At 70.9% G+C, this 22,540-nt stretch carries 23 protein-coding genes and 1 tRNA gene; 12 read left to right on the forward strand and 12 right to left on the reverse strand.

Features of this window, described 5'->3' with window-relative positions; translation table 11 throughout:
- Positions 1 to 61: 61 nt before the first annotated feature.
- The 6 genes from WAB15_RS22105 to WAB15_RS22130 all read left to right on the forward strand — a co-directional run bounded on the left by WAB15_RS22105 (position 62) and on the right by WAB15_RS22130 (position 8,437).
- Entirely contained in the window at positions 62 to 1,513 is a 1,452-nt protein-coding gene (locus WAB15_RS22105; protein ID WP_407287301.1) for a glycosyltransferase, read from the forward strand.
- Complete coding sequence (locus tag WAB15_RS22110) at positions 1,510 to 3,810, forward strand: ArnT family glycosyltransferase (RefSeq protein WP_407287302.1); 2,301 nt, start codon at positions 1,510 to 1,512, stop codon at positions 3,808 to 3,810. Before WAB15_RS22105 ends, WAB15_RS22110 begins: the two co-directional genes overlap by 4 nt.
- Positions 3,811 to 4,103: 293 nt before the next feature.
- Positions 4,104 to 5,657: an MFS transporter gene (locus WAB15_RS22115; RefSeq protein WP_407287303.1), complete on the forward strand. Its 1,554-nt coding sequence runs from the start codon at positions 4,104 to 4,106 to the stop codon at positions 5,655 to 5,657.
- Positions 5,658 to 5,712: 55 nt separating this feature from the next.
- On the forward strand, positions 5,713 to 6,501 hold the full coding sequence (locus WAB15_RS22120; RefSeq protein ID WP_407287304.1) for a TetR/AcrR family transcriptional regulator: 789 nt from the start codon (positions 5,713 to 5,715) through the stop codon (positions 6,499 to 6,501).
- Between the two features lie 375 nt (positions 6,502 to 6,876).
- Complete coding sequence (locus WAB15_RS22125) at positions 6,877 to 7,299, forward strand: YciI family protein (RefSeq protein WP_399145647.1); 423 nt, start codon at positions 6,877 to 6,879, stop codon at positions 7,297 to 7,299.
- Positions 7,292 to 8,437, forward strand: a complete 1,146-nt coding sequence (locus WAB15_RS22130; protein WP_407287305.1) for an RNA polymerase sigma factor — start codon at positions 7,292 to 7,294, stop codon at positions 8,435 to 8,437. The genes WAB15_RS22125 and WAB15_RS22130 overlap by 8 nt, the downstream gene beginning before the upstream one ends.
- Before the next feature lie 70 nt (positions 8,438 to 8,507).
- On the opposite strand, the gene WAB15_RS22135 is transcribed toward WAB15_RS22130, so the two are convergent.
- The 3 genes from WAB15_RS22135 to WAB15_RS22145 all read right to left on the reverse strand — a co-directional run bounded on the left by WAB15_RS22135 (position 8,508) and on the right by WAB15_RS22145 (position 12,630).
- Positions 8,508 to 9,350: a YceI family protein gene (locus tag WAB15_RS22135; RefSeq protein ID WP_399145645.1), complete on the reverse strand. Its 843-nt coding sequence runs from the start codon at positions 9,348 to 9,350 to the stop codon at positions 8,508 to 8,510.
- A gap of 212 nt (positions 9,351 to 9,562) precedes the next feature.
- Complete coding sequence (locus WAB15_RS22140) at positions 9,563 to 12,145, reverse strand: MFS transporter (RefSeq protein WP_407287306.1); 2,583 nt, start codon at positions 12,143 to 12,145, stop codon at positions 9,563 to 9,565.
- Positions 12,146 to 12,156: 11 nt separating this feature from the next.
- Complete coding sequence (locus WAB15_RS22145; protein ID WP_399146077.1) at positions 12,157 to 12,630, reverse strand: MarR family winged helix-turn-helix transcriptional regulator; 474 nt, start codon at positions 12,628 to 12,630, stop codon at positions 12,157 to 12,159.
- Positions 12,631 to 13,022: 392 nt separating this feature from the next.
- Between WAB15_RS22145 and WAB15_RS22150 the strand changes: the two genes are divergently transcribed.
- The 5 genes from WAB15_RS22150 to WAB15_RS22170 all read left to right on the forward strand — a co-directional run bounded on the left by WAB15_RS22150 (position 13,023) and on the right by WAB15_RS22170 (position 15,927).
- On the forward strand, positions 13,023 to 13,631 hold the full coding sequence (locus WAB15_RS22150; RefSeq protein WP_407287307.1) for a DUF2975 domain-containing protein: 609 nt from the start codon (positions 13,023 to 13,025) through the stop codon (positions 13,629 to 13,631).
- Positions 13,631 to 13,855, forward strand: coding sequence for a helix-turn-helix domain-containing protein (locus tag WAB15_RS22155; RefSeq protein ID WP_399145642.1), 225 nt, complete (start codon positions 13,631 to 13,633; stop codon positions 13,853 to 13,855). The genes WAB15_RS22150 and WAB15_RS22155 overlap by 1 nt, the downstream gene beginning before the upstream one ends.
- Positions 13,856 to 13,929: 74 nt before the next feature.
- Positions 13,930 to 14,148: a hypothetical protein gene (locus tag WAB15_RS22160; protein WP_399145640.1), complete on the forward strand. Its 219-nt coding sequence runs from the start codon at positions 13,930 to 13,932 to the stop codon at positions 14,146 to 14,148.
- A 475-nt stretch (positions 14,149 to 14,623) separates the two neighbouring features.
- On the forward strand, positions 14,624 to 15,514 hold the full coding sequence (locus WAB15_RS22165; protein WP_407287308.1) for a class I SAM-dependent methyltransferase: 891 nt from the start codon (positions 14,624 to 14,626) through the stop codon (positions 15,512 to 15,514).
- On the forward strand, positions 15,511 to 15,927 hold the full coding sequence (locus tag WAB15_RS22170; protein ID WP_407287309.1) for an acyl-CoA thioesterase: 417 nt from the start codon (positions 15,511 to 15,513) through the stop codon (positions 15,925 to 15,927). The genes WAB15_RS22165 and WAB15_RS22170 overlap by 4 nt, the downstream gene beginning before the upstream one ends.
- A 109-nt stretch (positions 15,928 to 16,036) precedes the next feature.
- On the opposite strand, the gene WAB15_RS22175 is transcribed toward WAB15_RS22170, so the two are convergent.
- The 6 genes from WAB15_RS22175 to WAB15_RS22200 form a co-directional block, all read right to left on the reverse strand.
- Entirely contained in the window at positions 16,037 to 16,510 is a 474-nt protein-coding gene (locus WAB15_RS22175) for a VOC family protein (protein ID WP_407287310.1), read from the reverse strand.
- A 203-nt stretch (positions 16,511 to 16,713) separates the two neighbouring features.
- Positions 16,714 to 17,463, reverse strand: coding sequence for a hypothetical protein (locus WAB15_RS22180; RefSeq protein ID WP_407287311.1), 750 nt, complete (start codon positions 17,461 to 17,463; stop codon positions 16,714 to 16,716).
- A 158-nt stretch (positions 17,464 to 17,621) separates the two neighbouring features.
- The gene (locus WAB15_RS22185) at positions 17,622 to 18,458 is read right to left on the reverse strand and encodes an RNA polymerase sigma factor SigF (protein WP_407287312.1); all 837 of its coding nucleotides are present in this window, start codon (positions 18,456 to 18,458) and stop codon (positions 17,622 to 17,624) included.
- A 190-nt stretch (positions 18,459 to 18,648) separates the two neighbouring features.
- The gene (locus tag WAB15_RS22190; protein WP_384424516.1) at positions 18,649 to 19,458 is read right to left on the reverse strand and encodes an RNA polymerase sigma factor SigF; all 810 of its coding nucleotides are present in this window, start codon (positions 19,456 to 19,458) and stop codon (positions 18,649 to 18,651) included.
- A gap of 242 nt (positions 19,459 to 19,700) precedes the next feature.
- Positions 19,701 to 19,994, reverse strand: a complete 294-nt coding sequence (locus WAB15_RS22195) for a Dabb family protein (RefSeq protein WP_407287313.1) — start codon at positions 19,992 to 19,994, stop codon at positions 19,701 to 19,703.
- A gap of 55 nt (positions 19,995 to 20,049) precedes the next feature.
- Positions 20,050 to 20,214: a hypothetical protein gene (locus WAB15_RS22200; protein WP_399145632.1), complete on the reverse strand. Its 165-nt coding sequence runs from the start codon at positions 20,212 to 20,214 to the stop codon at positions 20,050 to 20,052.
- 400 nt (positions 20,215 to 20,614) lie between these two features.
- Here WAB15_RS22200 and WAB15_RS22205 point away from each other — a divergent pair, with 400 nt between their 5' ends.
- Positions 20,615 to 21,109: a hypothetical protein gene (locus WAB15_RS22205; RefSeq protein ID WP_407287314.1), complete on the forward strand. Its 495-nt coding sequence runs from the start codon at positions 20,615 to 20,617 to the stop codon at positions 21,107 to 21,109.
- A gap of 82 nt (positions 21,110 to 21,191) precedes the next feature.
- Here the strand turns inward: WAB15_RS22205 and WAB15_RS22210 are convergent.
- The 3 genes from WAB15_RS22210 to WAB15_RS22220 form a co-directional block, all read right to left on the reverse strand.
- Positions 21,192 to 21,278, reverse strand: a tRNA-Ser gene (locus WAB15_RS22210).
- A gap of 90 nt (positions 21,279 to 21,368) precedes the next feature.
- The gene (locus tag WAB15_RS22215) at positions 21,369 to 21,956 is read right to left on the reverse strand and encodes a nucleoside deaminase (protein ID WP_399145630.1); all 588 of its coding nucleotides are present in this window, start codon (positions 21,954 to 21,956) and stop codon (positions 21,369 to 21,371) included.
- A gap of 23 nt (positions 21,957 to 21,979) precedes the next feature.
- Positions 21,980 to 22,498: a hypothetical protein gene (locus tag WAB15_RS22220; protein WP_407287315.1), complete on the reverse strand. Its 519-nt coding sequence runs from the start codon at positions 22,496 to 22,498 to the stop codon at positions 21,980 to 21,982.
- Positions 22,499 to 22,540 lie beyond the last annotated feature (42 nt).

A 22,540-nucleotide genomic window follows, 5' to 3' on the forward strand; every position in this document is an offset into this window, starting at 1 on the left:
CACAGCACCGGCACAGGCTCAGCACACGGCCATGACAGGGCGGTTGGCGAATGTCGTCGACATGACGACGACTCAGCCGCCCCGCACTCCACTGGGCTCCCTGCCGCCACGTGAGCATCTGCCTCTCGGGCGGATCGCGACCGTGCTCGATGTGGTCATTCCCGTCTACAACGAGGAGAGTGATCTTGAGCCGTGCGTCCGGCGCCTGCACGAGCACCTCGCCCGGACCTTCCCCTACGGGTTCCGGATCACCATCGCCGACAACGCGAGCACCGACCGTACGCCGGACGTCGCCGCCCGGCTCGACGACGCGATCGACGAGGTCACGGCGGTACGGCTGGAGCAGAAGGGGCGCGGCAGGGCGCTGCGCACCGTGTGGTCGCTCTCCGAGGCGCCGGTGCTGGCCTATATGGACGTCGATCTGTCCACCGACCTCAACGCCCTGTTGCCGCTGGTCGCACCGCTGATCTCGGGGCATTCGGACCTGGCGATCGGCTCCCGGCTCAGTCGGAGCGCACGCGTCGTTCGCGGACCCAAGCGGGAGTTCATCTCCCGTACGTACAACCTCATCCTGCGGGGCTCGCTCGCCGCGCGCTTCTCTGACGCGCAGTGCGGGTTCAAGGCCATACGCAAAGACGTGGCGGAACGGCTGCTGCCGATGGTCGAGGACACCGGGTGGTTCTTCGACACCGAGATGCTGGTGCTCGCGGAGCGGGCCGGATTGCGGATCCACGAGGTGCCGGTGGACTGGGTCGACGACCCGAACAGCACCGTGCACATCGTGCGGACGGCCACGGACGACCTCAAGGGCGTATGGCGGGTGGGGCGGGCCCTGGCGACCGGCGCGCTGCCGCTGGACCGGCTGGCCCGGCCGTTCGGGGACGACCCGCGGGACCGCGAGCTGTCCGGGGTGCCGGGCGGGCTGGCGCGTCAGCTGGTCGGCTTCTGTGTCGTCGGCGGGCTCAGCACGCTGTGCTATCTCGCCCTGTACTCCCTCTTCCGGCTCGGGCTGGGACCCCAACTGGCCAACGCGGCCGCGCTGTTGGTGTCGGCGATCGGCAACACCGCCGCCAACCGGCGGCTGACCTTCGGCGTACGGGGGCGGGACCGGGCGATCCGCCACCAGGCCCAGGGGCTGGTGGTCTTCGCCATTGGGCTGGCGCTGACCAGCGGTTCTCTCGCCGCCCTGGACGCCGCCAGCGGCAATGCCTCGCACGGCACCGAGCTCGCGGTGCTGGTCGCGGCCAACCTCGCGGCGACGGTGCTGCGGTTTCTGCTCTTCCGCGCCTGGGTCTTTCCGGAGCGTGAGCGCCGGGAGGAGCGGCACGACTCGCGCGACGGGCACGAGCCGCGCGACTCGCGCGACCGGCGCGGGCCGTACGACTCGCGCGACCGGCGCGGGCCGTACGACCTGGCCGATCGGCATGAGCTGCCCGACCTGCCCGACCGGCACGACCTGCCCGACCGGCACGACCGGCACGACCTGAACGACACCCCCAGGAGCACCCGATGACCCCGCACCCGTCCCCCACGCCGTCCGCGCCCGCGCGGATCCTGCGCGGCCACCCCACGGATCCACGCTGGGCGAGACCCGCGCTGCTGGCGTTGTTGCTGGTCACGGCGGTGCTCTACCTGTGGAGCCTGTCCGCGTCCGAGTACGCCAACCAGTTCTACTCGGCCGCCGTACAGGCCGGCAGCGAGAGCTGGAAGGCCTTCTTCTTCGGCTCCTCCGACGCGGCGAACTCCATCACCGTCGACAAGCCGCCGGCCGCGCTGTGGCCGATGGCGCTGTCCGTACGGCTCTTCGGGCTCGGTTCCTGGGCGATCCTGGTGCCCGAGGCGCTGATGGGCGTGGCGACGGTCGGCGTGCTGTACGCGGCCGTACGGCGGCGGTTCGGCGCGGGTGCCGGGCTGCTCGCGGGCGGGGTGCTGGCGGTGACGCCGGTCGCGGCGCTGATGTTCCGTTTCAACAACCCCGATGCGCTGCTGTGTCTGCTGATGGTCTGCGCGATCGCCGCCGTGCTGCGCGCCCTGGAGGACGGCCGTACGAAGTGGCTGGTGCTGGCCGGGGTCTGCTTCGGGCTGGGGTTTTTGACCAAGACGCTGCAGGCCTGGCTGATCCTGCCGCCGCTCGCCGTGGTCCATGCCTGCTGTGCGCCGGTCGCGCTGCGCCGGCGGCTCGGACAGCTGCTGCTCGCCGGGCTGGCGATCGTGGTGTCCGCCGGCTGGTGGGTGGCGATCGTCGAGCTTTGGCCGGCGGCCTCGCGCCCGTACATCGGCGGCTCGCAGCACAACAGCTTCCTGGAGCTGACCTTCGGCTACAACGGCTTCGGGCGGATCACCGGCGAGGAGACCGGCAGTGTCGGCGGGGGCGGTGCTCGTCCCGGCGGAGGCGGCGGCGGATGGGGGGAGACCGGCATCACCCGGCTCTTCTCGGCCGACATGGGCGGGCAGATCGCATGGCTGCTGCCCGCCGCGCTGATCCTGCTGGTCGTGGCGGTGTGCGTGCTGTGGCGGGCCCGGCGGGCGAACGCCGCCGATCAGGCCGAACGAGTCGATCAGGCCGAACAGGCCGGTCAGCGGGCGGAGTTCCTGATCTGGGGCGGCGCGCTGCTGATGACGTTCACGACCTTCAGCTTTATGTCCGGGATCTTCCACCAGTACTACAACATCGCGCTGGCCCCGTATATCGCGGCGCTGGTCGGGATGGGTACGACGCTGCTGTGGCGGCGCGGCGGGCGGCTCGCGTCGATCGTGCTGGCCGCGACGGTCGCGGTGACCGCCGCCTGGTCGTACGTGCTGCTGGACCGTTCACCGGACTGGCTGCCGTGGCTGCGCTGGACGGTGGCTGCGCTGGGGACGGTGGCGGCGCTGGGCCTGCTGGTGCCCCTGCGGCGGACGGGAGCAGCGGTACGGGGTGAGGCGCGGGTGCGGACGGGCCGCAGGGTCGTCGTGCTCGCGGCCGGGGCCGGGCTGGCGGCGGCGCTGGCCGGGCCGGTGGCGTACACGCTAGACACGGTCAACACACCCAAGGGCGGTTCGATCATCACGGCCGGGCCTTCTGTGCGGGGCGGTATGGGCGGACCTGGAGGCGGCGGCTTCCCCGGCGGCCGCGGCCCCGGCCGGGGCATGTGGCCCGGCAACAACGCCAGCAACAACGCCGGCAACAAGGCCAACACCAACGCCAACGCCAACCCGAACGCCAACGGCAACTCGAACCCCAATGGCAACCCGAACGCCAACGGCAACGGAACCAACAACGGCATGCCCGGCCGCGCCCAGGGTGGTGCCCAAGGTGCCGTGCCCGGCGCGGGCGGGCCGGGCCAGGGCAACCCGGCAGGCCAGGCGTTCCCCCCGGGTCGGAACCAGGGCGGGCAGGCCTTCCCCGGCCGTATCGGCGGAATGGGTGAGCGCGGCGCCGGCCGTATGGGCGGTATGGGCGGCCTGCTCAACGGCAGCAAGGTCAGCGCCAAGGCCAAGGCCCTGCTGGAGAAGGACGCGGACGACTACACCTGGGCCGCCGCGGCCATCGGCTCCCAGAATGCCGCGAGCCACCAACTGGCCACCCAGAAGCCCGTGATGGCGATCGGCGGTTTCAACGGGAGCGACCCGTCACCGACCCTCGCCCAGTTCAAGAACTATGTGGCGGACGGGAAGATCCACTACTTCATCGGTGGCGGACGGGGTGGCTTCGGCGGCCCCGGAGGCGGCCAGGGCGACTCGTCGAAGATCAGCTCCTGGGTGGAGAAGACCTTCAAGAAGGTCACCGTCGGCAGCGCCACCTTCTACGACCTGACCCGGAAGGCCTAGAGCGGACCCGGAAGACCCACCGATGGCCCGGAGGGCCCCGCGAGGACCGGGAAGAGCCCGGCGAGGGCCGGGAAGGGCCCAACGAGGGCCGGGAAGGGCCCAACGAGGGCCGGAAGGACTGTCGAGCCGATGAGACACAAGGCCTTCCCCCCTCGCTCGGGGTCTTCCCCTAAGGGGTCGATGGGCCCCCTGGCAAAGCCCTCCCCAGTCGCGCCCGCAGTAATTCAATTGTACGGCGTATAGGCATCCCTGTACGGTGTAAAGCATCCGCTCGCACCGTACAGGGAGCCCGTATGACCTCTGTGGCCTCGGAAGCCACCACCCTTCAGCCGACGGGCCGGCACTCCGCCCGCTGGCTGATCCTGGCCGTCATCTGCATCGCGCAGCTCACGGTGATCCTCGACAACACCGTCCTCAACGTCGCCATCCCCTCCCTCACCGAGGACCTGGGTGCGACCACTGCCGACGTCCAGTGGATGATCAACGCCTATTCGCTGGTCCAGTCCGGTCTGCTGCTCACCGCGGGCAACTCCGCCGACCGCTACGGCCGCAAGAAGATGCTCGCCGTCGGCCTGGTGCTCTTCGGTGTCGCCTCGCTCGGCGCCGCGCTCGCCCAGTCCCCCGGCCAGCTGATAGCCGCCCGCGCCGGCATGGGTGTCGGCGGCGCGCTGCTGGTCACCACCACCCTCGCCGTCGTCATGCAGATCTTCGACGACGCGGAGCGCCCCCGGGCCATCGGCATCTGGAGCTCGGTCAACTCCCTGGGCTTCGCCGCCGGGCCGCTGATCGGCGGTGCACTCCTCGACCACTTCTGGTGGGGCTCGCTGTTCCTGGTCAACCTCCCCGTCGCGGTCATCGCGTTCATGGCCGTCGTCACCCTCGTCCCCGAGTCCAAGAGCCGGGCCGGTGCGAGCCCGGATCTGCTGGGTGCCCTGCTGTCCACGATCGGCATGGTCGGGGTGGTCTTCGCGATCATCTCCGGGCCGGTCGACGGGTGGCTTTCCGAGCAGGTGGTGATCTCCGCCGCCATCGGCATCGCCGCGCTCGCCCTCTTCGCGGGGTGGGAGCTGCATGTCCCGCACCCCATGCTGGACATGCACTTCTTCCAGAACCGCCGCTTCATCGGTGCGGTCTCCGGCGGCATCCTCGTCGCCTTCGGCATGGGCGGCTCGATGTTCCTGCTCACCCAGCACCTCCAACTGGTGCTCGGTTACGGCCCGTTGGACGCGGGACTGCGGATGGCGCCGCTCGCCGTCACCGTCATCCTGATCAACTTCACCGGCCTGAGCGCCCGCCTGCTGCCCAAGTTCGGCACCCCCGGAATGATCGTCTCCGGCATGTCCCTGCTCGCGGCCGGCCTCGCCGCGATCTCCCTGCTCGGCGGCCACAGCTACGGCGGCATGCTGACCGGCCTGATCGTGATGGGCATCGGCGTCGCGCTCGCCATGCCGACGATGGCCAACGCCATCATGTCCGCCATCCCGCCGGCGAAGGCCGGCGTGGGTGCCGGCGTCAACGGCACGCTGATGGAGTTCGGCCAGGGCCTGGGCGTCGCCGTCCTCGGCGCGGTCCTCAACTCCCGCTTCGTGGCGCTGCTCCCGCTGGTCGCCGCGGGCGCCGGCTCGCTGCCCGCCGCCCTCGACCGGACCCACACCGACGCCGAACGCTCCGCCGTCCAGGACGCGTTCGCCTCCGGCATCGGCACCAGCCAGCTGGTCGGCGCGGCCGCGGTCTTCCTCGGCGGACTCCTCGCGGCCGTACTGCTGCGCCGGGCGGAGCGCACCGCCCAGCAGCCGACGGCACCGGGGACGGCCACCGGCCCAGAACCCGCCGCCGCGGCCGAATAGCATCGACGGTGTACGTGATCGTGAACGGCGACGCTCGGAAACAAGGAGGGGCGCCATGGCGGCGACGAACGGCCGCGCCGGAAAGCGGCCGAACAGCGTCTGGCTGACCGAACGGCCCCCGCTCAAGCGGAAGGCGGACCAGCCGGCCGGACTCGACCGCGACAAGATCGTCGCGGCCACGGTCCGGCTGCTGGACACCGAGGGCCTGGCGAAGTTCTCCATGCGCCGGCTCGCCGCCGAGCTGGGCGTCACCGCGATGTCCGTCTACTGGTACGTCGACACCAAGGACGACCTGCTGGAACTCGCCCTGGACAGCGTCATGGGCGAGATGCGGATGCCGGACGAGGACGCCGCGGACCGGGACTGGCGCGACCACCTGCGCGCACTGGCCGGCGAATACCGCGCCCTGCTGACCGGCCACCCCTGGGTGGTCCGGCTGCTGGGCACGTACATCAACATCGGCCCGCACTCCATCGCCTTCTCCAACGCCACCATGCGGGTGATGAAGGAGAGCGGACTGTCCCTGGAGCAGATCACCGGCGGGCTGTCCGCCGTCTTCCAGTTCGTCTACGGCTTCGCCACCATCGAGGGCCTCTTCGACGCCCGCTGCGCGGAGGCGGGGATGCCCGTCGACGAGTACTTCCAGCAGGTGATGTCCGCGGTCCAGGGCCGTCCGGAGTTCGCGGAGACGATGGCGAACTCCACCAAGGTCATGGAGGCCCGCGGCGGGACCACCGTGCGGGAGATGCGCGACCGGGACTTCGCCTTCGCGCTGGATCTGCAGATCGCGGGGATCGAGGCGCTGCGGGACCGGGGCGACGCCCCCGGGCCGGGCCCCCGGTAGGAGGCCCGGCCCGGCTGGAACCGCGACTCGCGAAACCGCGACCCCGTGTATCCGCGGCGTGCGTGCGGTGGGTGGCTACGGCCTGACGAGGACGATCGAGTTGATCGGCGTCAGGTCCTTGTCCACGTAGTAGCCGGGGTCCCTGAAGCCCTGGCAGTCGCCCGTGCCGTTGTAGCCGGTGCAGGTGCGGGCCTTGGCGCCACCGGTCTGGTCGTTGATGCGCCATCTTTTCGATGTGGGTCGAAAAGGGCGCTTCGTGGACCGACGCGAGATCCCAAAAAAACTTCCGACGGCGATGTCGAGAACCCGTGGCCGGCTCCGTCCCCGAGGTGAACGCGACCACAATGGATCGCACCAGCACCGAGGAGAGACACCATGGCCAAGTACTTGCTGCTGAAGCACTACCGCGGCGCTCCGGCTCCGGTCAACGACGTCCCCATGGACCAGTGGGCGCCCGAGGAGATCTCGGCGCATGTGCAGTACATGCAGGACTTCGCGGACCGGCTGGAGAAGACCGGCGAGTTCGTCGACGGTCAGGCGCTCGCTCCCGAGGGGACGTGGGTCCGGTACGACGGTGAGGGGCGCCCGCCGGTCACCGACGGCCCGTTCGCCGAGACCAAGGACCTCATCGCCGGCTGGATGGTGATCGACGTCGACAGCTACGAGCGCGCCGTCGAGCTGGCCGGGGAGCTGTCGGCCGCCCCCGGGGCGGGCGGGAGGCCGATCCACGAGTGGCTGGAGGTGCGCCCGTTCCTGGCCGCGCCACCCACCATCTCGGAGTGCACCTTCCATGGATGAGGTCCTGCTCCGCAGCCTCACACCGAGCGTGCTCGCCGTCCTCGTCCGCCGCGGAGCCGACTTCGCGGCGGCCGAGGACGCCGTACAGGACGCGCTCATCGAGGCGGTCCGCGTCTGGCCGGCCGACCCTCCGCGGGACGCGAAGGGCTGGCTGGTCACCGTGGCCTGGCGCAAGTTCCTCGACGCGACCCGGGCGGACGCGGCCCGGCGCCGCCGCGAGGACCGCCTCGACGACGAACCCGCGCCCGGACCCGCACCCGACGCGGACGACACGCTCCGGCTCTACTTCCTGTGCGCCCACCCGTCGCTGACCGCGTCGTCCGCGGTCGCGCTCACCCTGCGCGCCGTCGGCGGCCTCACCACCCGCCAGATCGCCCGGGCCTACCTGGTGCCCGAGGCGACCATGGCGCAGCGGATCAGCCGGGCCAAGCGCACCGTCTCCGGCGTGCGCCTGGACCAGCCCGGCGACGTCGCCACCGTGCTGCGCGTCCTCTACCTGGTCTTCAACGAGGGCTACTCCGGCGACATCGACCTCGCCGCCGAGGCCATCCGGCTCACCCGACAGCTCGCGGCCGCGATCGACCACCCCGAGGTGGCGGGGCTGCTCGCCCTCATGCTGCTCCACCACGCGCGGCGCGCCTCCCGGACCGCGCCCGACGGCAGCCTCGTACCGCTCGCCGAGCAGGATCGCGGCCGGTGGGACACCGCCTCGATCGCCGAGGGCGTGGAGATCCTGCAGGCGGCCCTCGCCCGCGACCGGCTGGGCGAGTTCCAGGCCCAGGCCGCCATCGCGGCGCTCCACGCGGACGCGCCCACCGCCGAGGAGACCGACTGGGTGCAGATCGTCGAGTGGTACGACGAACTCCTGCGCCTGACCGACAGCCCGGTCGTCCGGCTCAACCGCGCGGTCGCCGTCGGCGAGGCCGACGGACCGCGCGCCGGGCTGGCAGCCCTCGCGCCACTCGACGCCGCACTGCCCCGCCACGCCGCGGTGGCGGCGTACCTCCACGAGCGCGACGGCGACCCGGCGACGGCGGCCCGGCTGTACGCCGAGGCGGCCCGGAAGGCACCCAACCTCGCCGAACGCGACCACCTCACCCGCCAGGCCGCCCGGCTCAACGCCCGCCGGCGCCGCTGACGGGTCGCGCTCGGACGGCGACGACGGGCGGCGCCGGCCCACCCGCTGCGCCGGCCCGCCCGCCGCGCTCTCACGCCATCGGCAGCGTCTCCCCCTGCACCGCCTGGATGTCCAGCTCCACCTTCAGCGTCGTCCCGATCGCCGCGATACCGGCCGCCACGACCTGGTTGTAGTTCATCTTGAAGTCCTCGCGGCGCAGCTCGGCGGTGGCGCGGAAGGCGGCGCGCACCCCGCCCCACGGGTCGGGGCCGGTGCCGAGGTAGCTCAGTTCGAGGTCCACCGGCCGTACGACGCCGTGCAGCGCCAGCTCGCCGTGGACCGTCCAGCGGTCCGGGCCGGCCGGTTGCAGGCCCGAGCTGCGGTAGGTGATCTCCGGGTACTCCTCGATGTTGAGGAAGTCCTCGGAGCGCAGATGGCCGTCGCGCATACCGTTGCCGGTGTCGATCGAGGAGGCCTTGATGGCGGCCTCGACCCGCGACTCCGCCAGGTCCTCGGCGATCTCGATCCGGCCGCCGAACTCGGTGAACCGGCCGTGCACACTGGAGATCCCCAGGTGCTGGGCGACCGCGGCCACCGTCGAGTGCATCGGGTCGATGGTCCAGGGGCCGGGCGGCGGCAGCTCGGCCCCGCCCTGCCGGGCCAGCACGACGCCGCCCACGTCCATCCGGCCGCTCGCCGTCACGATCGCGCTGGAGGCGACCGGCGCGTAGCCGACGGCCGTCACGATGACCGTGTACGGGCCGGCGGGCAGCGGCTGCCCGCTGCGGATGGCGCCTTCCTCGTCCGCCGCCGCGCGCAGCACCTGCGCGCCCGTCATGTCGGTGACGGTCAGTACGGCGTGCTGGACCGCCCAGCCGTCCCGTGTGCGGACCTGCGCCCTTACGCCCGCAGCTCCCGCGCCCGTCGAATGCATTGCCTCTCCCGTTTGTCGCCTGGTCTGGGGTCTCCCCTGCTCATGGGGGCCGAGTGTCGGGCTCCGGACGGCGGCCTGCAGGCCGTCCCCTGCCTGTGCGCAGTGCCGCCGCCGGAGCCCTGGTGGCCGGTCCGGGGCGCGTCTCCGCTCAACGCGCGCCCCGGACCGGGGTCTTGTCGCCCCGGAGGGGGTCCCCCGGGGCTCCTTCGGGGTCAGTCCCCCGGGTGCGCAAGCTCGACGTCGTAGCCGTCGATCCCGCGTGCGTCGACCGACAGGCCGTTGGCGACCGGCGGGTAGCCGCTCGCGATGACCGTGTAGTCGCCGGCGTCCAGGTCGGTGAAGGCGTACGCGCCGTCCTCCCCGGTCGTCGAGGTGGCCACGACGTTGCCCGCCGCGTCCACCAGCGTGACCCGCGCGTCGGACAGCGGCCGGCGGTCGGCACCGGCGCGCACGACGCCCTGCACCCGCGCCCCGGACAGCAGCTCCACCTCGATACGGGTCGTGCCCTGCCCGCCCACCTCGACCGGCAGCGCGGACGGCCGGTAGCCGGCGGCGTTCACGGCGACGGTGAAGGTCCCCGGTGCCAGCTCGTCGAAGGCGAAGTAGCCCTCGGCGCCGGTCTTTCCAGTGGCCAGCACCTCGCCGCGGACGTCGGTGACGACGACCATCGCACCGTCGACGCCCTCGCCGTCGACCGCGCCGCGGACCTGGCCGGCGAGGCCGCCGGTGCCGCTGAGCAGGATGTCGTAGCCGTAGGGCTGGTCGCCGACGACGACCGTGGACGCCTGCGGCTGGTGTCCGTCGGCCGCCGCGATCAGCACATACGAGCCGGCGCCGGGGGCGCTGAGCGCGTACGAGCCGTTGGCCTGGGCGACCGAGCGGGCCAACTGGCGTCCACTGAGCGAGATCAGCGTCACCGCGGAGCGCGCCACGGGGCTGCCCTCCGCATTGCGGACGAAGCCGTGGACGGACGGGCCGTCCGGGGCGGCGTCGGAGCCGCCGGCGGAGGCGAAGGCCTGCAGGGGCTGGGTGGCCGGCGCGGCGGCGGGCTGCGCCCAGGACGGCGTGTGGGCATCGTCGTCCGAGGTGAGCGGGGCGCCCACCAGCGCGGGCTCGCGGTCCGCGGCCGGTGCCGGCGCGGCGGCCTGGGCAGGGACGCCGGCGTCCGACGCGGCGGCCTCGCTCTCGGCGCTCTGGGACAGTCCGCCACGGGTCTTCAACGCGACCTCCTTGATGAACAGGGTGAGGAGGAAGGCGAGCAGCGCGCAGGGCGCCGCGTACAGGAAGACATCGGCGACGCCGTGGCCGTAGGCGCTCTCCATCACGGTGCGCAGCGGCGCCGGGAGGGCGTCCAGGTCCGGGATGCCGCCGCTGTTGCCGGCGCCGTGCGCGGCGGCCTTGGCGGCCTTGGGCCCGAGTTCGGCCAGGCCGTCCTTGACGTAGTGGGTGACGCGGTTGGCGAGCACCGCACCGAGCGCCGAGACGCCCACCGCACCACCGAGGGAGCGGAAGAAGGTCACGACGGACGAGGCGGAACCGAGGTCCTCGGGAGCGACCTGGTTCTGCGTGGCGAGAACGAGGTTCTGCATCATCATGCCGATGCCGAGACCCATCAGCGCCATGAAGATCGCGATGTGCCAGTACTCGGTGTCGTAGCGGATGGTGCCCAGCAGACCCAGGCCCGCGGTCACCAGCACACCGCCACTGACCAGCCAGGCCTTCCACTTGCCGGTCTTGGTGATGATCTGGCCCGAGACGGTCGAGGAGATGAACAGCCCGCCGATCATCGGGATGGTCATCACGCCGGACATCGTCGGCGACTTGCCGCGCGCCAGCTGGAAGTACTGGCTGAAGAACACGGTGCCGGCGAACATCGCGATACCGACGAACAGCGAGGCCAGCGAGGCCAGGGTGATCGTCTTGTTGCGGAACAGCCGCAACGGGATGATCGGTTCCTTGGCCTTGGACTCGATGAAGACGAAGATCGCGCCGAGCACGACCGCACCGCCGACCATCGAGGCGGTCTGCCACGACATCCAGTCGTACTTGTCACCGGCCAGCGTCACCCACACCAGCAGCAGCGAGACCGCCGCGGTGATGAAGAAGGCGCCCGCCCAGTCGACCTTGACGCCCTCGCGCTTGACGACGGGCAGCTTCAGGGTCTTCTGCAGCACGATCAGCGCGATGACCGCGAACGGCACACCGACGTAGAAGCACCAGCGCCAGCCGAGCCAGTCGGTGTCGGTGATGACGCCGCCGAGCAGCGGGCCGCCGACGGTGGCGACGGCGAAGACCGCGCCGAGGTAGCCGCTGTAACGACCGCGCTCACGCGGCGAGATCATCGCGGCCATCACGATCTGGGCCAGCGCCGACAGACCGCCCACGCCGATGCCCTGCACCACGCGGCAGGCGATCAGCATGCCCGTGTTCTGCGACAGGCCGGCGACGACCGAGCCCGCGACATAGATCACCAGCGCGAACTGCACCAGCAGCTTCTTGCTGAACAGGTCGGAGAGCTTGCCCCACAGGGGCGTGCTCGCCGTCATCGACAGCAGCGCGGCGGTGACCACCCAGGTGTAGGCGCTCTGGCCGCCGTCCAGATCGTGAATGATCTCGGGCAGCGCGTTCGAGACGATCGTCGACGAAAGAATGGCGACGAACATGCCGAGCAGCAGCCCGGACAGCGCCTCCATTATCTGACGGTGCGTCATGGGCGCCCCGCTGGAGGTGCTGTGTCCGCCCCCTCCGTGCTTGGCGTGGCCGCCCCGCACACCTGCCGGTGTGGTCGTAGCCATGTGGTTCCTTTTCATCCTGCGGGTGTACGGGTGGTGAAGTCGTGATGCGCCCGGGTGCGGCAGTCGCCGAAGCTCGTGCGGAGCCTGGCGAGCAGTTCGATGAGGTGCCCGACGTCGGCGTCGGTCCAGTCACCCAAGTACCGGGCGAGTGCTGCCGTGTAGCGCTCGGCGAGTTCCTCCAGGAGCTCCCGCCCGCTCGGGGTCAGGCGCAGCAGCCGCGACCGCTTGTCCGCCGGGTCGGGCTTGCGCTCGACCCAGCCGCGCTCGCAGACGTGCGCGACGTGCCGGCTGGTCACCGACATGTCGATCGCGAGCAGCTCGGCGAGCTGGCTCATCCGCATCTCGCCGTGCCGGTCGAGGAGGGTGAGCACGCCGGCCGAGGCGGGCGGGCAGTCCTGGGGCAGCATCCGCCCCATCTCGCGCTTGACGGCGCCGATGGCGCTGAGTTGCCTGGCCAGCTCCTCGTACTGACTCTGAGCGGCCATCGGCTCCTCCACGCGTCCGTCGGACATCTCGCACATCTTTGTTGCTTGAGGCAACCATGCGACTGTACGCAATGTTGGTTGCTGAAGGCAAACGATTCGCGGCCTCCGCGCTTAAAGGGGGCGAAAAGCCTGGACCGGGCATTGGTCAATGGATGCCCATGGCGCACGTAAAGCCGCAGGTCGATCGGGGGGCGCCCGGTCCACGCTTTTCGGCCATCTTGTGGTGCACCTCACGAGGGGCGTTCGGCGTGCGGGGGATCGGGCGTAGCGCTCGGTCGGCGTCACGTGGCGCCCGGCCGGCGCCAAGGGGTCCACCGCCACCCGCTTGACGGGGCTGTATCGATTATCGATACCATCGAAAAACGATATGGTCCCGGAGGGGGAGCAGGAACATGAACGACACGTCCTGGTGGACACGGGCAATGGAGCACGTGCTGGAGCTGGTCCTGGGGCTGGCATTGCTGCTGGTGGGGCTCTTCCAGGTCCTCTTCCCGGTCCTGGGGGTGACCGGCCCGCTGCCGCCCACGGCCTCCCGCGAGGTGCGTGTCGACGCCGCCGCGCGACTGTCCGGCGCCACCGCGTCCGGACCCGTCACGCTGCGCGGCACCGACCGCGCCGAGCTGGTCATCCACGATCCCGGCCTCGGGCAGCGCGTGCTGCTCGCCCTCCCGGAACTCGCGGGCGGCCTGCTGGTGATCGTGATCCTGATGGTGCTGCTGCGGATGGCCGGCACGTTCCGGGCCGGCGACTTCTTCGTGCCCGAGAACACGCGGCGGCTCACCGTCGTCGCCGTCGCCCTCGTCCTGATGGGCATTCTCGTACCGTTGCTGGACATGATGACCACGAACCTCCTGGTCCGCGGCGAAGCGATGGCGGAGGCGGTCTCGCCCGCCAAGGACTATGCGGTCGAGCCCGTGTTCCTGGCGGTGCTCGTCGCCGCCGCGGCCGGAGCGTTCCGCAACGGCACCCGCCTGCGCGCCGACACCGAAGGGCTGGTCTGATGCCACCGGAGGAGGCGCACCAGATCGAGTGCCACCTGGCCCGGCTGTTGGACGAACGCGGTATGACCCTGGCCGAACTGGCCGCACGGGTCGGGGTGACCGTCGCCAACCTCTCCGTCTTGAAGAACGACCGGGCCAAAGCGATCCGCTTCAGCACACTCAGTGCGATCTGCCGCGAACTGCACTGCCAGCCCGGTGACCTGCTCACCTTCGACCCGCGGTGAGACGGCACTCGGCGGCCGTTTCGTACGCGCCCCAGGGGTGCCCCCGCAGCACCGGTTCGCTAGGGTCCTTCCCCATGGCGACCAACCCGCAGAACCAGGCCGGCGGCAACTACGATCCGGCGGGCAGCACGCAGATGTTCCGGGCCTTCGTGGACGAGGGCGGCACCCCCCAGGCCGGCGGCCGCCGCGCCCCGGCCCCGCAGCAGTCGGCGGGCCCCCGAGTGGGCGTCATCCTCGGCGTGATCGTCGCCATCCTCGTCGTCGCGGGCGCGGCCTGGCTGGCGCTGTCCTGACCAGTCGGCCGTGATCTGTCCTTACGCGTAAGGGGCCCGGCACTGCCTGCCGGGCCCCGATTGTCTTCGCCGCCCTCACACGAGGCGCTCACCCCTGCTCCCGGCGACTCGCCGCGCGTCCCGCAGTGATTCCCGCGTCGAGCAGCTCGCCAGAGTGGTCGAGCAACTCGCCGCCCCTCCGAGGGCTCATAGATCCGGAGACCGGTCAGTGGAAGCCGAGCATTCCGGGGAAGTCGCAGGTTCAGCGCCTTGTGTCCGTCGGCGAGCGCCTTGACGGCACTGGTGTCGAGGATGATCACGTTGCGGAGCCCCGAACGGCCCGGACGTTCCTTCGCGAGCTGAGCCAGGTGATCACGGGTCTCCCGCCGTACCTGAATAGTCGTCGAGGCCATGGCGCAACTATGGCGGAGCTGCACCTGAGGGCTTGCTGGGTGGACGCTCGGCCGGCCGGCGGGGGCCCGCGCATACTGAGACTGTGCGGCGTACGGATTCCGGGCGCTACGGCGAAGAGGTGTTCCGTCCGGGAGAGAGCGGCGAGGCCGAGCGCATCGATCTGGGAGCGCTCGCCTACGACGAGGTGAGCGTCGCGCGGCTGACGGCGCTGGGCGTCGGCCCCGGCTGGCACTGCCTGGACGTGGGCGCGGGCACCGGCACCCTCGCGCGGTGGCTGCTGGAGTCGGCGCAGGTCACGTCCGTCCTCGCCGTGGACCGTGACACCCGGTTCCTCGTCGCCGACCACACCCCGGGACTGGTGGCGCAGACCGCCGACATCACGGCGCCGGGCTTCGACCCGGGCCGCTTCCACCTCGTGCACGCCCGCTTCGTGCTGATGCATCTGCGGTCCTGGCGTCGCCTGATCTCCGTGCTCGGCTCACTGCTCGTCCCCGGGGGAGTGCTGGTGCTCAGCGACGCCGTCGACCTGACGACCGCCGACGCGCCGGCCTCCCCGTTCACCGCCGTGATGCGGGCGTTGTGGCAGGGGCTGCGGGAGACCATCGGTACGGACATCTCCTGGGTGCCGGACTACCCCCGGCTCCTGCTGGAGGAGGGCCTGCGGTCCGTGGCCGCCGAGATCCACGTCCCCCCGTTGGTCCCCGGCAGCCCGATCAACCGCTTCTGGGCCGACACCTGGGAGCGGTCGCGGGCGGCCATGCTGGCGACGGGACGGGTGGACGACGCGCAGATCGACCGGGCCCTGAGCGATCTGTCCTCGCCGCGGTCCGCCGGCCTCGCCCCCGGGATGATCACCGCCTGGGGCTGGAAGCCTCCACTCACGGCCGGCCCGGGCCGGGAGTCCCGGGCCTCGGGTGACCTTCTGCAGAACCTCGGTCGTCAGTGCGAGAGATGGCTACGATCCCGCCCATGACCAAGTTGTTCACGCACCGACTGCGGGTGCGCTACAGCGAGTGTGACCAGCAGAACGTGGTGTTCAACGGGCACTACCTCTTCTATTACGACGTGGCGATGACGGAGCTGTGGCGCGAAGTCACGGGCGGCTACGCGTCCATGGTCGAGGGGGGAACCGACCTGGTCGTGGCGGAGGCGCGGATCCGCTATCGCCAGGGGGCACGCTACGACGAACTGATCGACATCGAGATGCCCCTCACCCGTCTCGGAACGACCAGCATGATCGTGTGCCCGAGGTTCAAGGTCGGCGAACGGCTCATCGCGGAGGGCGAGGTACGGCACGTGTTCACCGATACCGTGGCCGGCGGTAAGAAGGAGATGCCCGACGCCGTCCGGGCAGCCTTCCAGCCCTACACCTCGGCAGGGGAATAGCACCGGGCCGGTCTCTTGTCGGCGCTTCGTGGTCCGAGCGGGGGGCACGGTCGCCCCGCTCGGACCACGACAGGAGTGGAGCCGGACTGTCCGGCCGGGACCTGAAGACCTACGCCGCGTCCGCCGCCGCCTGGAGTGCCGCGATGTCGATCTTCTTCATGCCGAACATCGCCTTCATGGCGCGGGCCGCGCGCTCCTGGTCCGGGTCGTTGAGCAGCTCCGCCATACCGCCCGGCGCGACCTGCCAGGACAGGCCGTACCTGTCCTTCAGCCAGCCGCAGGGGCCCTCCTCGCCGCCCTCGGAGAGCTTGGCCCAGTAGTAGTCGATCTCGTCCTGGTCGGCGCAGTCGATCTGCAGCGAGATCGCCTCGGTGAAGGTGAACTCCGGGCCGCCGTTGATGGCGACGTACTCCTGGCCGTCGAGCTCGAATTCCACGGTCAGTACGGTGCCGGCCGGGCGCGGGCCCGCCTCGTTGTAGTGGGTGACGTTCTTGATCCTCGAGTTCGGGAACACCGAGCAGTAGAACTCGGCGGCCTCCTTGCCCTGGGTGTCGAACCAGAGGTTGGGCGTGATCTTGGGCATGGCGCTCTCCTGGCGTCGTCTGCGGGCCGGCCTCGTGTCGGGACGGGCCACTGTGTGTATTGACCGTGGCGGCGCGCGGAAGTCATCGGTGTTCGCCGAACGGGTTGTGGCGGCCCGTGGGGCGAACACGGTCCGTGCGGCACGCCCACCGGCCCGCGCCGGTCACCACCAGTTCCCGCCGATCCACACCGGAGCGCCCGCCGTCACTTCCAGACGAAGGCCACGTCCTTGGTGTCGAGGTGCATGCCCATCGGCACCCGCCAGGCGTCGACGCACACCCGCCAGGTGCCGGCCTTGCGCTCGCCGGGGGCGAGCGGCAGCGGGAGCCGGTGGCTGGAGGTGAGCGTGGCCCAGTCGATGCCGAGCGCGCCGATGACGTGGGAGCCGAAGGTGACCGTGCCGGAGGTGACGGAGCGGTCGCCGGTGTTGAGGAAGTCGATACGCACCTTCTCGCACCAGCGGACATCGGTGTCGGCGAGGCCCGGCTTGCCGACGAGGAGGTCGGCGGGGGCGCCCGGGCCGGCGGGGACGGTGGGCGAGGGCGGCTTGGGCGCGGGAGAGTCGTGCGATGGTGCGGATGTGCCCGACGGGGAGGGCGAGTTGGGTGCGGGCGTGCCGTCCGTGCCGGAGGGCGGGGATGGTGCGGCGGAACGGGAGGGGCCGGGGGAGCTGCCGGGGGTGGGAGCCGGGCGGTCGGGGCGGGTGGCGCCGCCGTCCCTGTCGCGGCCTTCGCGCGTTCCGTGTTCCGTGGCGGCCTCGTGGCCGTCCAGAGGGGTCAGTTCGACGCCGTCCCGTGGAGGTACGGGCCTGACCGGCGCGTGCCCGTCGGCGGGGCCTGCCGCGCCCACCGCGGCATAGCCTTCTTCGGCCGCGCCCGCGCAGCCGGTGAGCAGGACACCCAGACACAGCACGGCCGCCGAGGCCGAGGCGTAAGTCGTTGTCGTCCGTCGCATCGGGACAGTGTTACTGACGATGCGTCAGCTGTATAGGTCGAGGATGCGTCAGCTGTACGGGTCGCCTCGCGAGGTCCTGCGACTGCCCGCGAAGGTCCTGCAACTGTCCGCCGAGCGGCGCGGAGCATCTGAACGGCTGCCCCTCGGCGGACCGTTCCTCAGTCGGAGATCAGGCCCTCGCGCAGCTGCGAAAGGGTGCGGGTGAGCAGACGGGAGACGTGCATCTGGGAGATGCCGACCTCCTCGCCGATCTGGGACTGCGTCATGTTGGCGAAGAAGCGCAGCATGATGATCTGGCGCTCACGGGCCGGGAGTTTGGCCAGCAGGGGCTTGAGGGACTCGCGGTACTCCACGCCCTCCAGGGCGCTGTCCTCGTAGCCCAGGCGGTCCGCCAGGGAGCCCTCGCCACCGTCGTCCTCGGGAGACGGGGAGTCGAGCGAGGAGGCGGTGTAGGCGTTGCCGACGGCCAGACCGTCGACCACGTCCTCCTCCGACACCCCCAGGCACATGGCCAGTTCGGGGACGGTCGGGGAGCGGTCCAGCTTCTGCGAGAGCTCGTCGCTGGCCTTGGTGAGGGCGAGCCGGAGCTCCTGGAGCCGGCGCGGAACCCGCACCGACCATGACGTGTCGCGGAAGAAGCGCTTGATCTCGCCGACGACGGTCGGCATCGCGAACGTCGGGAATTCCACCCCGCGTTCGCAGTCGAAACGGTCGATCGCCTTGATCAGGCCGATGGTGCCGACCTGGACGATGTCCTCCATCGGCTCGTTGCGGCTGCGGAAGCGAGCCGCCGCGTAGCGCACGAGCGGGAGGTTGAGCTCGATGAGCGTGTCACGGACGTACGTACGCTCCACGCAGTCCTTGTCGAGCGAGGCCAGCCGCAGGAACAGGGAGCGGGAGAGCGTGCGGGTGTTGATGGCGTCGTCGTCGTGCACGTGCGGCGCGGGCGCGGGAATCGCGGAAAGCACCTTCGAGCTGCCCAGTTCTACGGACATGCCACCCCCTTGAGGTCGCGGACGGGTCGCTGCGGCGTCCCCGGCCCGGGGTGGACCGAGGAGTGATACCTCCACCTGAATACCGGAGGCAGCGCTACGGCAAACGCGGTTCCTGCAGAATGTCACATGTCGGCAACACGCTGTAGCGCCATGTCGACATATCTGCGCAGGAACGGGTCGTCCGTCCCGGTTATGTGTCGATCCTGTTTGCGGATCGCAGGCGGGCGAAGCTCCGCGACAGTAGCCGTGACACGTGCATCTGCGACACCCCCAGTTCGGCACTGATCTGTGACTGCGTCAGATTGCTGTAGTAACGCAGCAGAAGGATCCGTTGCTCGCGTTCGGGGAGCTGGACGAGGAGGTGGCGTACGAGGTCGCGGTGCTCGACGCCGGCCAGCTCCGGGTCCTCGTAGCCGAGGCGGTCCAGCAGGCCGGGGAGGCCGTCGCCCTCCTGTGCGGCCTCCAGTGACGTCGCGTGGTACGACCGGCCGGCCCGCAGGCAGGCCAGCACCTCGTCCTCGCCGATCTTCAGCCGCTCGGCGATCTCGGCGGTGGTGGGGGAGCGCCCGTGCAGCACCGTCAGGTCCTCGGTGGCGCCGTTGACCTGCACCCACAGCTCGTGGAGGCGGCGCGGCACATGGACCGTACGGACATTGTCTCGAAAGTAGCGTTTGATCTCGCCGACGACGGTGGGCATCGCGAAGGTCGGGAACTGCACGCCCCGGTCCGGATCGAACCGGTCGATCGCGTTGATCAGGCCGATCGTGCCGACCTGGATGACGTCCTCCATCGGCTCGTTGCGGCTGCGGAAGCGCGCCGCGGCGTAGCGGACCAGCGGCAGATTGGCCTCGATCAGCGCGGCGCGGACGCGGGTGTGCTCGGGAGTGCCGGGTTCCAGGTCCGCCAGTTCGGCGAACAGTACTTGGGTGAGCGCCCGCGTGTCCGCGCTACGGCTCTCGCGGGATGGAGCCTTGGGGGCAGTACGGGCCGTCACGGTCACGCCACCCTTTCACGGTGCTCACAGTGCACGAATCCGGCAAAAGCGGTCATAGCATTACAAGACAGATGCACGGTGTGCAAGGACCTCATAACGCCGTGTTGAACAGAGAGTTGGGTGGTCGGAGCGGGCCTTGGGGGAGGCGCGCGGGGCGGGCGGGTGGCGTACCCGGGGTGGGGTACGGCAAAGCCCCCCGCCCGGTGGGGCGAGGGGCTCGGCGTACGGCGTACGGGGAGGTGTGCGGATCAGAATTCGTAGTCGGCGATCACCCAGGTGGCGAATTCGCGCCACTGGGCGGCGGCTGCCTGGTGGGCCGGGTGCTCCAGGTAGCGCTTGAGGGCGCCCGCGTCGGCCACGGCCGTGTTGATCGCGTAGTCGTAGGCGATCGGGCGGTCGGTGATGTTCCAGGCGCACTCCCAGAACTCCACTTCCGGGATCTCGTCCTTGAGGGCCTCGAACGCGCGGACGCCGGCTCGCACCCGCTCCTCGTCGCGGGCGACGTCGTCATTGAGCTTGAACAGGACCAGGTGGCGGATCACGGGGGCCTCCGTACGACGGGCGATCGCCGGGGCCGTCCGGCGGTGCGGCGGACCCCTACTTGATCAGCTGGGTCATGAACTCGCCGACGCCCTGAGCGGCGGACGAGATGCCCTCGAAGCCTATCTGGACCAGGGCGGCGGCCCGTTGTGGGGACGTGATGATCGTGTACAGCACGAAGACGATGATCAGGTACATCGCGATCTTCTTCGCCTGTGCCATCAGTCCCGTCTCCCCTACGGCAGTCCCCTACGGCAGTCCCGGTGGTTCCCGGTTGCAGTCGGGTGAGTGTAACCACACGTGTTCGACCGTGGGAGTCGCGACGGCGTTGGGACCGGGGTACTGATCCGGACTTTATGGACCAAAGGCCCGCCAAAGGAGGCCCTTTGTCAGCCTGTTGAGCCGCATTTGGGGAGCACCATGAGTGAGTGGCCCAGTGGATCTGGCAGGAATTCCCGGGCCCGGGACCAGGGCCTCACTGCGGGGTCCGCGCCGTTCGCCCCCCTGACACGGCGTGGACTTTGGGGTTCGGTCCGTGTCGGGGGGAGCGGCCGTCCCCCGACTCCGCTCCCCCCGACCATAATGGCGGGACGCATGACCCGAGGGGGGACCCAGAATGCCCATGAACTCCGCACGGCCCGAGTCCGATCCGTCGTACCGGACCGGCCACCCGCCCGTCCCGGCGCGTCGCCGCCCGTCGAGCCCCGCGCGGCCCACCGTCGTACTGGCGCTGCTGATCGGCCTGCTGGCCGCGGCCGTCGCGCCCGCGGCGGCGGTCGGCCGCGGCGCCGGGGAGGCCGTACGGGCGGCCGCCGCCACGAGCACGGTGAGCCGCGCCGCCGAGGCGTCCGGCGCCGCCGAGACTCCCGCGCAGGCCGCCTCGTACCGCCACCACACCGCGCACCACGGCGTGCATCAGGCCACGCACTACAAGAAGGCCTTCAAGTCCAAGAAGGGCAAGTGGAAGTCGAAGGTCAAGAAGAAGAAGGGCTTCTTCAAGAAGCTCGGCATCTTCCTGATCGTGCTGTTCGTCGTCTTCCTGATCGTCATGATCGTGGTGATCTGGCTGCTCGTCCGCTTCGTGCGCCGCGCGGTGAGCCGACGGCGCGACGCCTAGCCGAGGCGACCCGCTGAGGCCCCGCGGGCCCGGACATGACGAAGGCCCCGATCCCAGTGGGATCGGGGCCTTCGTTTTCGAGCGGTAGCGGTGGGATTTGAACCCACGGAGGAGTTGCCCCCTCACGCGCTTTCGAGGCGCGCTCCTTCGGCCGCTCGGACACGCTACCGAGAGAGAGCTTAGCCCACGGGTGGCCGTGCGCCGAAATCGGATTCCCCGGAAGGCGTGGAGCGCCTGTGCGCGGGGCCCGGGCCGCCGGTCAGCGGTCGCGGAAGAACGCGGTGAGTTGAGCGGCGCACTCGGCTTCGAGGACGCCGGTGACGACCTCGGGGCGGTGGTTGAGACGCCGGTCGCGGACGACGTCCCACAGGGAGCCGGCCGCGCCCGCCTTGGCGTCGCGGGCGCCGTAGACGACGCGGTCGACGCGGGAGAGGACGAGGGCGCCGGCGCACATCGTGCAGGGTTCGAGGGTGACGACGAGGGTGCAGCCGGTCAGCCGCCACCGGCCCGACGGGCTCCCGCCCGGGCCTGCGTCCTCCGCGGACCGCGCGGCGGAGGACCCGGTGCGCACGGCTTCCTCCCGGAGGGTGCGGGCGGCTGCCCGCAGCGCGAGGATCTCGGCGTGCGCGGTGGGGTCGCCGGTGGCCTCGCGTTCGTTGTGGCCGGTGCCCAGCACCCTGCCGTCCGCGGACAGCACGACAGCGCCCACCGGGACGTCACCGGTCCCGGGGGCGCGGGCGGCCTCCTGAAGTGCCTGCCGCATCGGTGCGACCCAGGGATCGCGCAGCGGGTCGGGCGCGGGCGAGGAGGGGGAACCGTGCAGCGGATCGGACTGGGGGGCGCTCATGCCCCCCAGTGTCGGTGACGGGGCTACCGGACGGCCTCCAGGATGTCCGTGCAGCCGAGGGCCTCGGCGATCGCACCCAGGGCGTCGCCGTCGAGGATGAGCAGTTCCTTCTCCCCGATGCCGAGGTCCTCCAGGAGTCGGGCGTCACCGAGCGGGCCGGCCGGGACGGGGGTGTCCGCCTCGTCCTCGCCCTGCTGCGTCTCGGGTTCGCCGTCCTCCGTGCCGTCCAGGTCGAGGCTTGCGAGTTCGTCCTCGACGTCCTTGTCGCGGCCGAGCAGCTCGTCGGTCAGCATCGCACCGTACGAGCTCCGGGCCGCCACGGCGGCGTTGGAGATGAAGACGCGGGGGTCGTCGTCCCCGTCCAGCCGGATGACGCCGAACCAGGCGTCCTCCTGCTCGACCAAGGCCACCACCGTGTCGTCGTCCACCGCCGCCTCTCGGGCCAGATCGGCCAGATCGGTCAGCGTTTCCACATCGTCGAGCTCCGTATCGCTCGCTTCCCACCCGTCTTCGGTGCGCGCGAGCAGTGCGGCGAAGTACACCGTGACTCTCCCACTGGTCATAGGCGTGCCGGGCCGGGGCGG

Source organism: Streptomyces sirii (genome assembly GCF_045690365.1).
In the GTDB taxonomy this organism is placed as follows: Bacteria; Actinomycetota; Actinomycetes; order Streptomycetales; family Streptomycetaceae; genus Streptomyces; species Streptomyces sirii.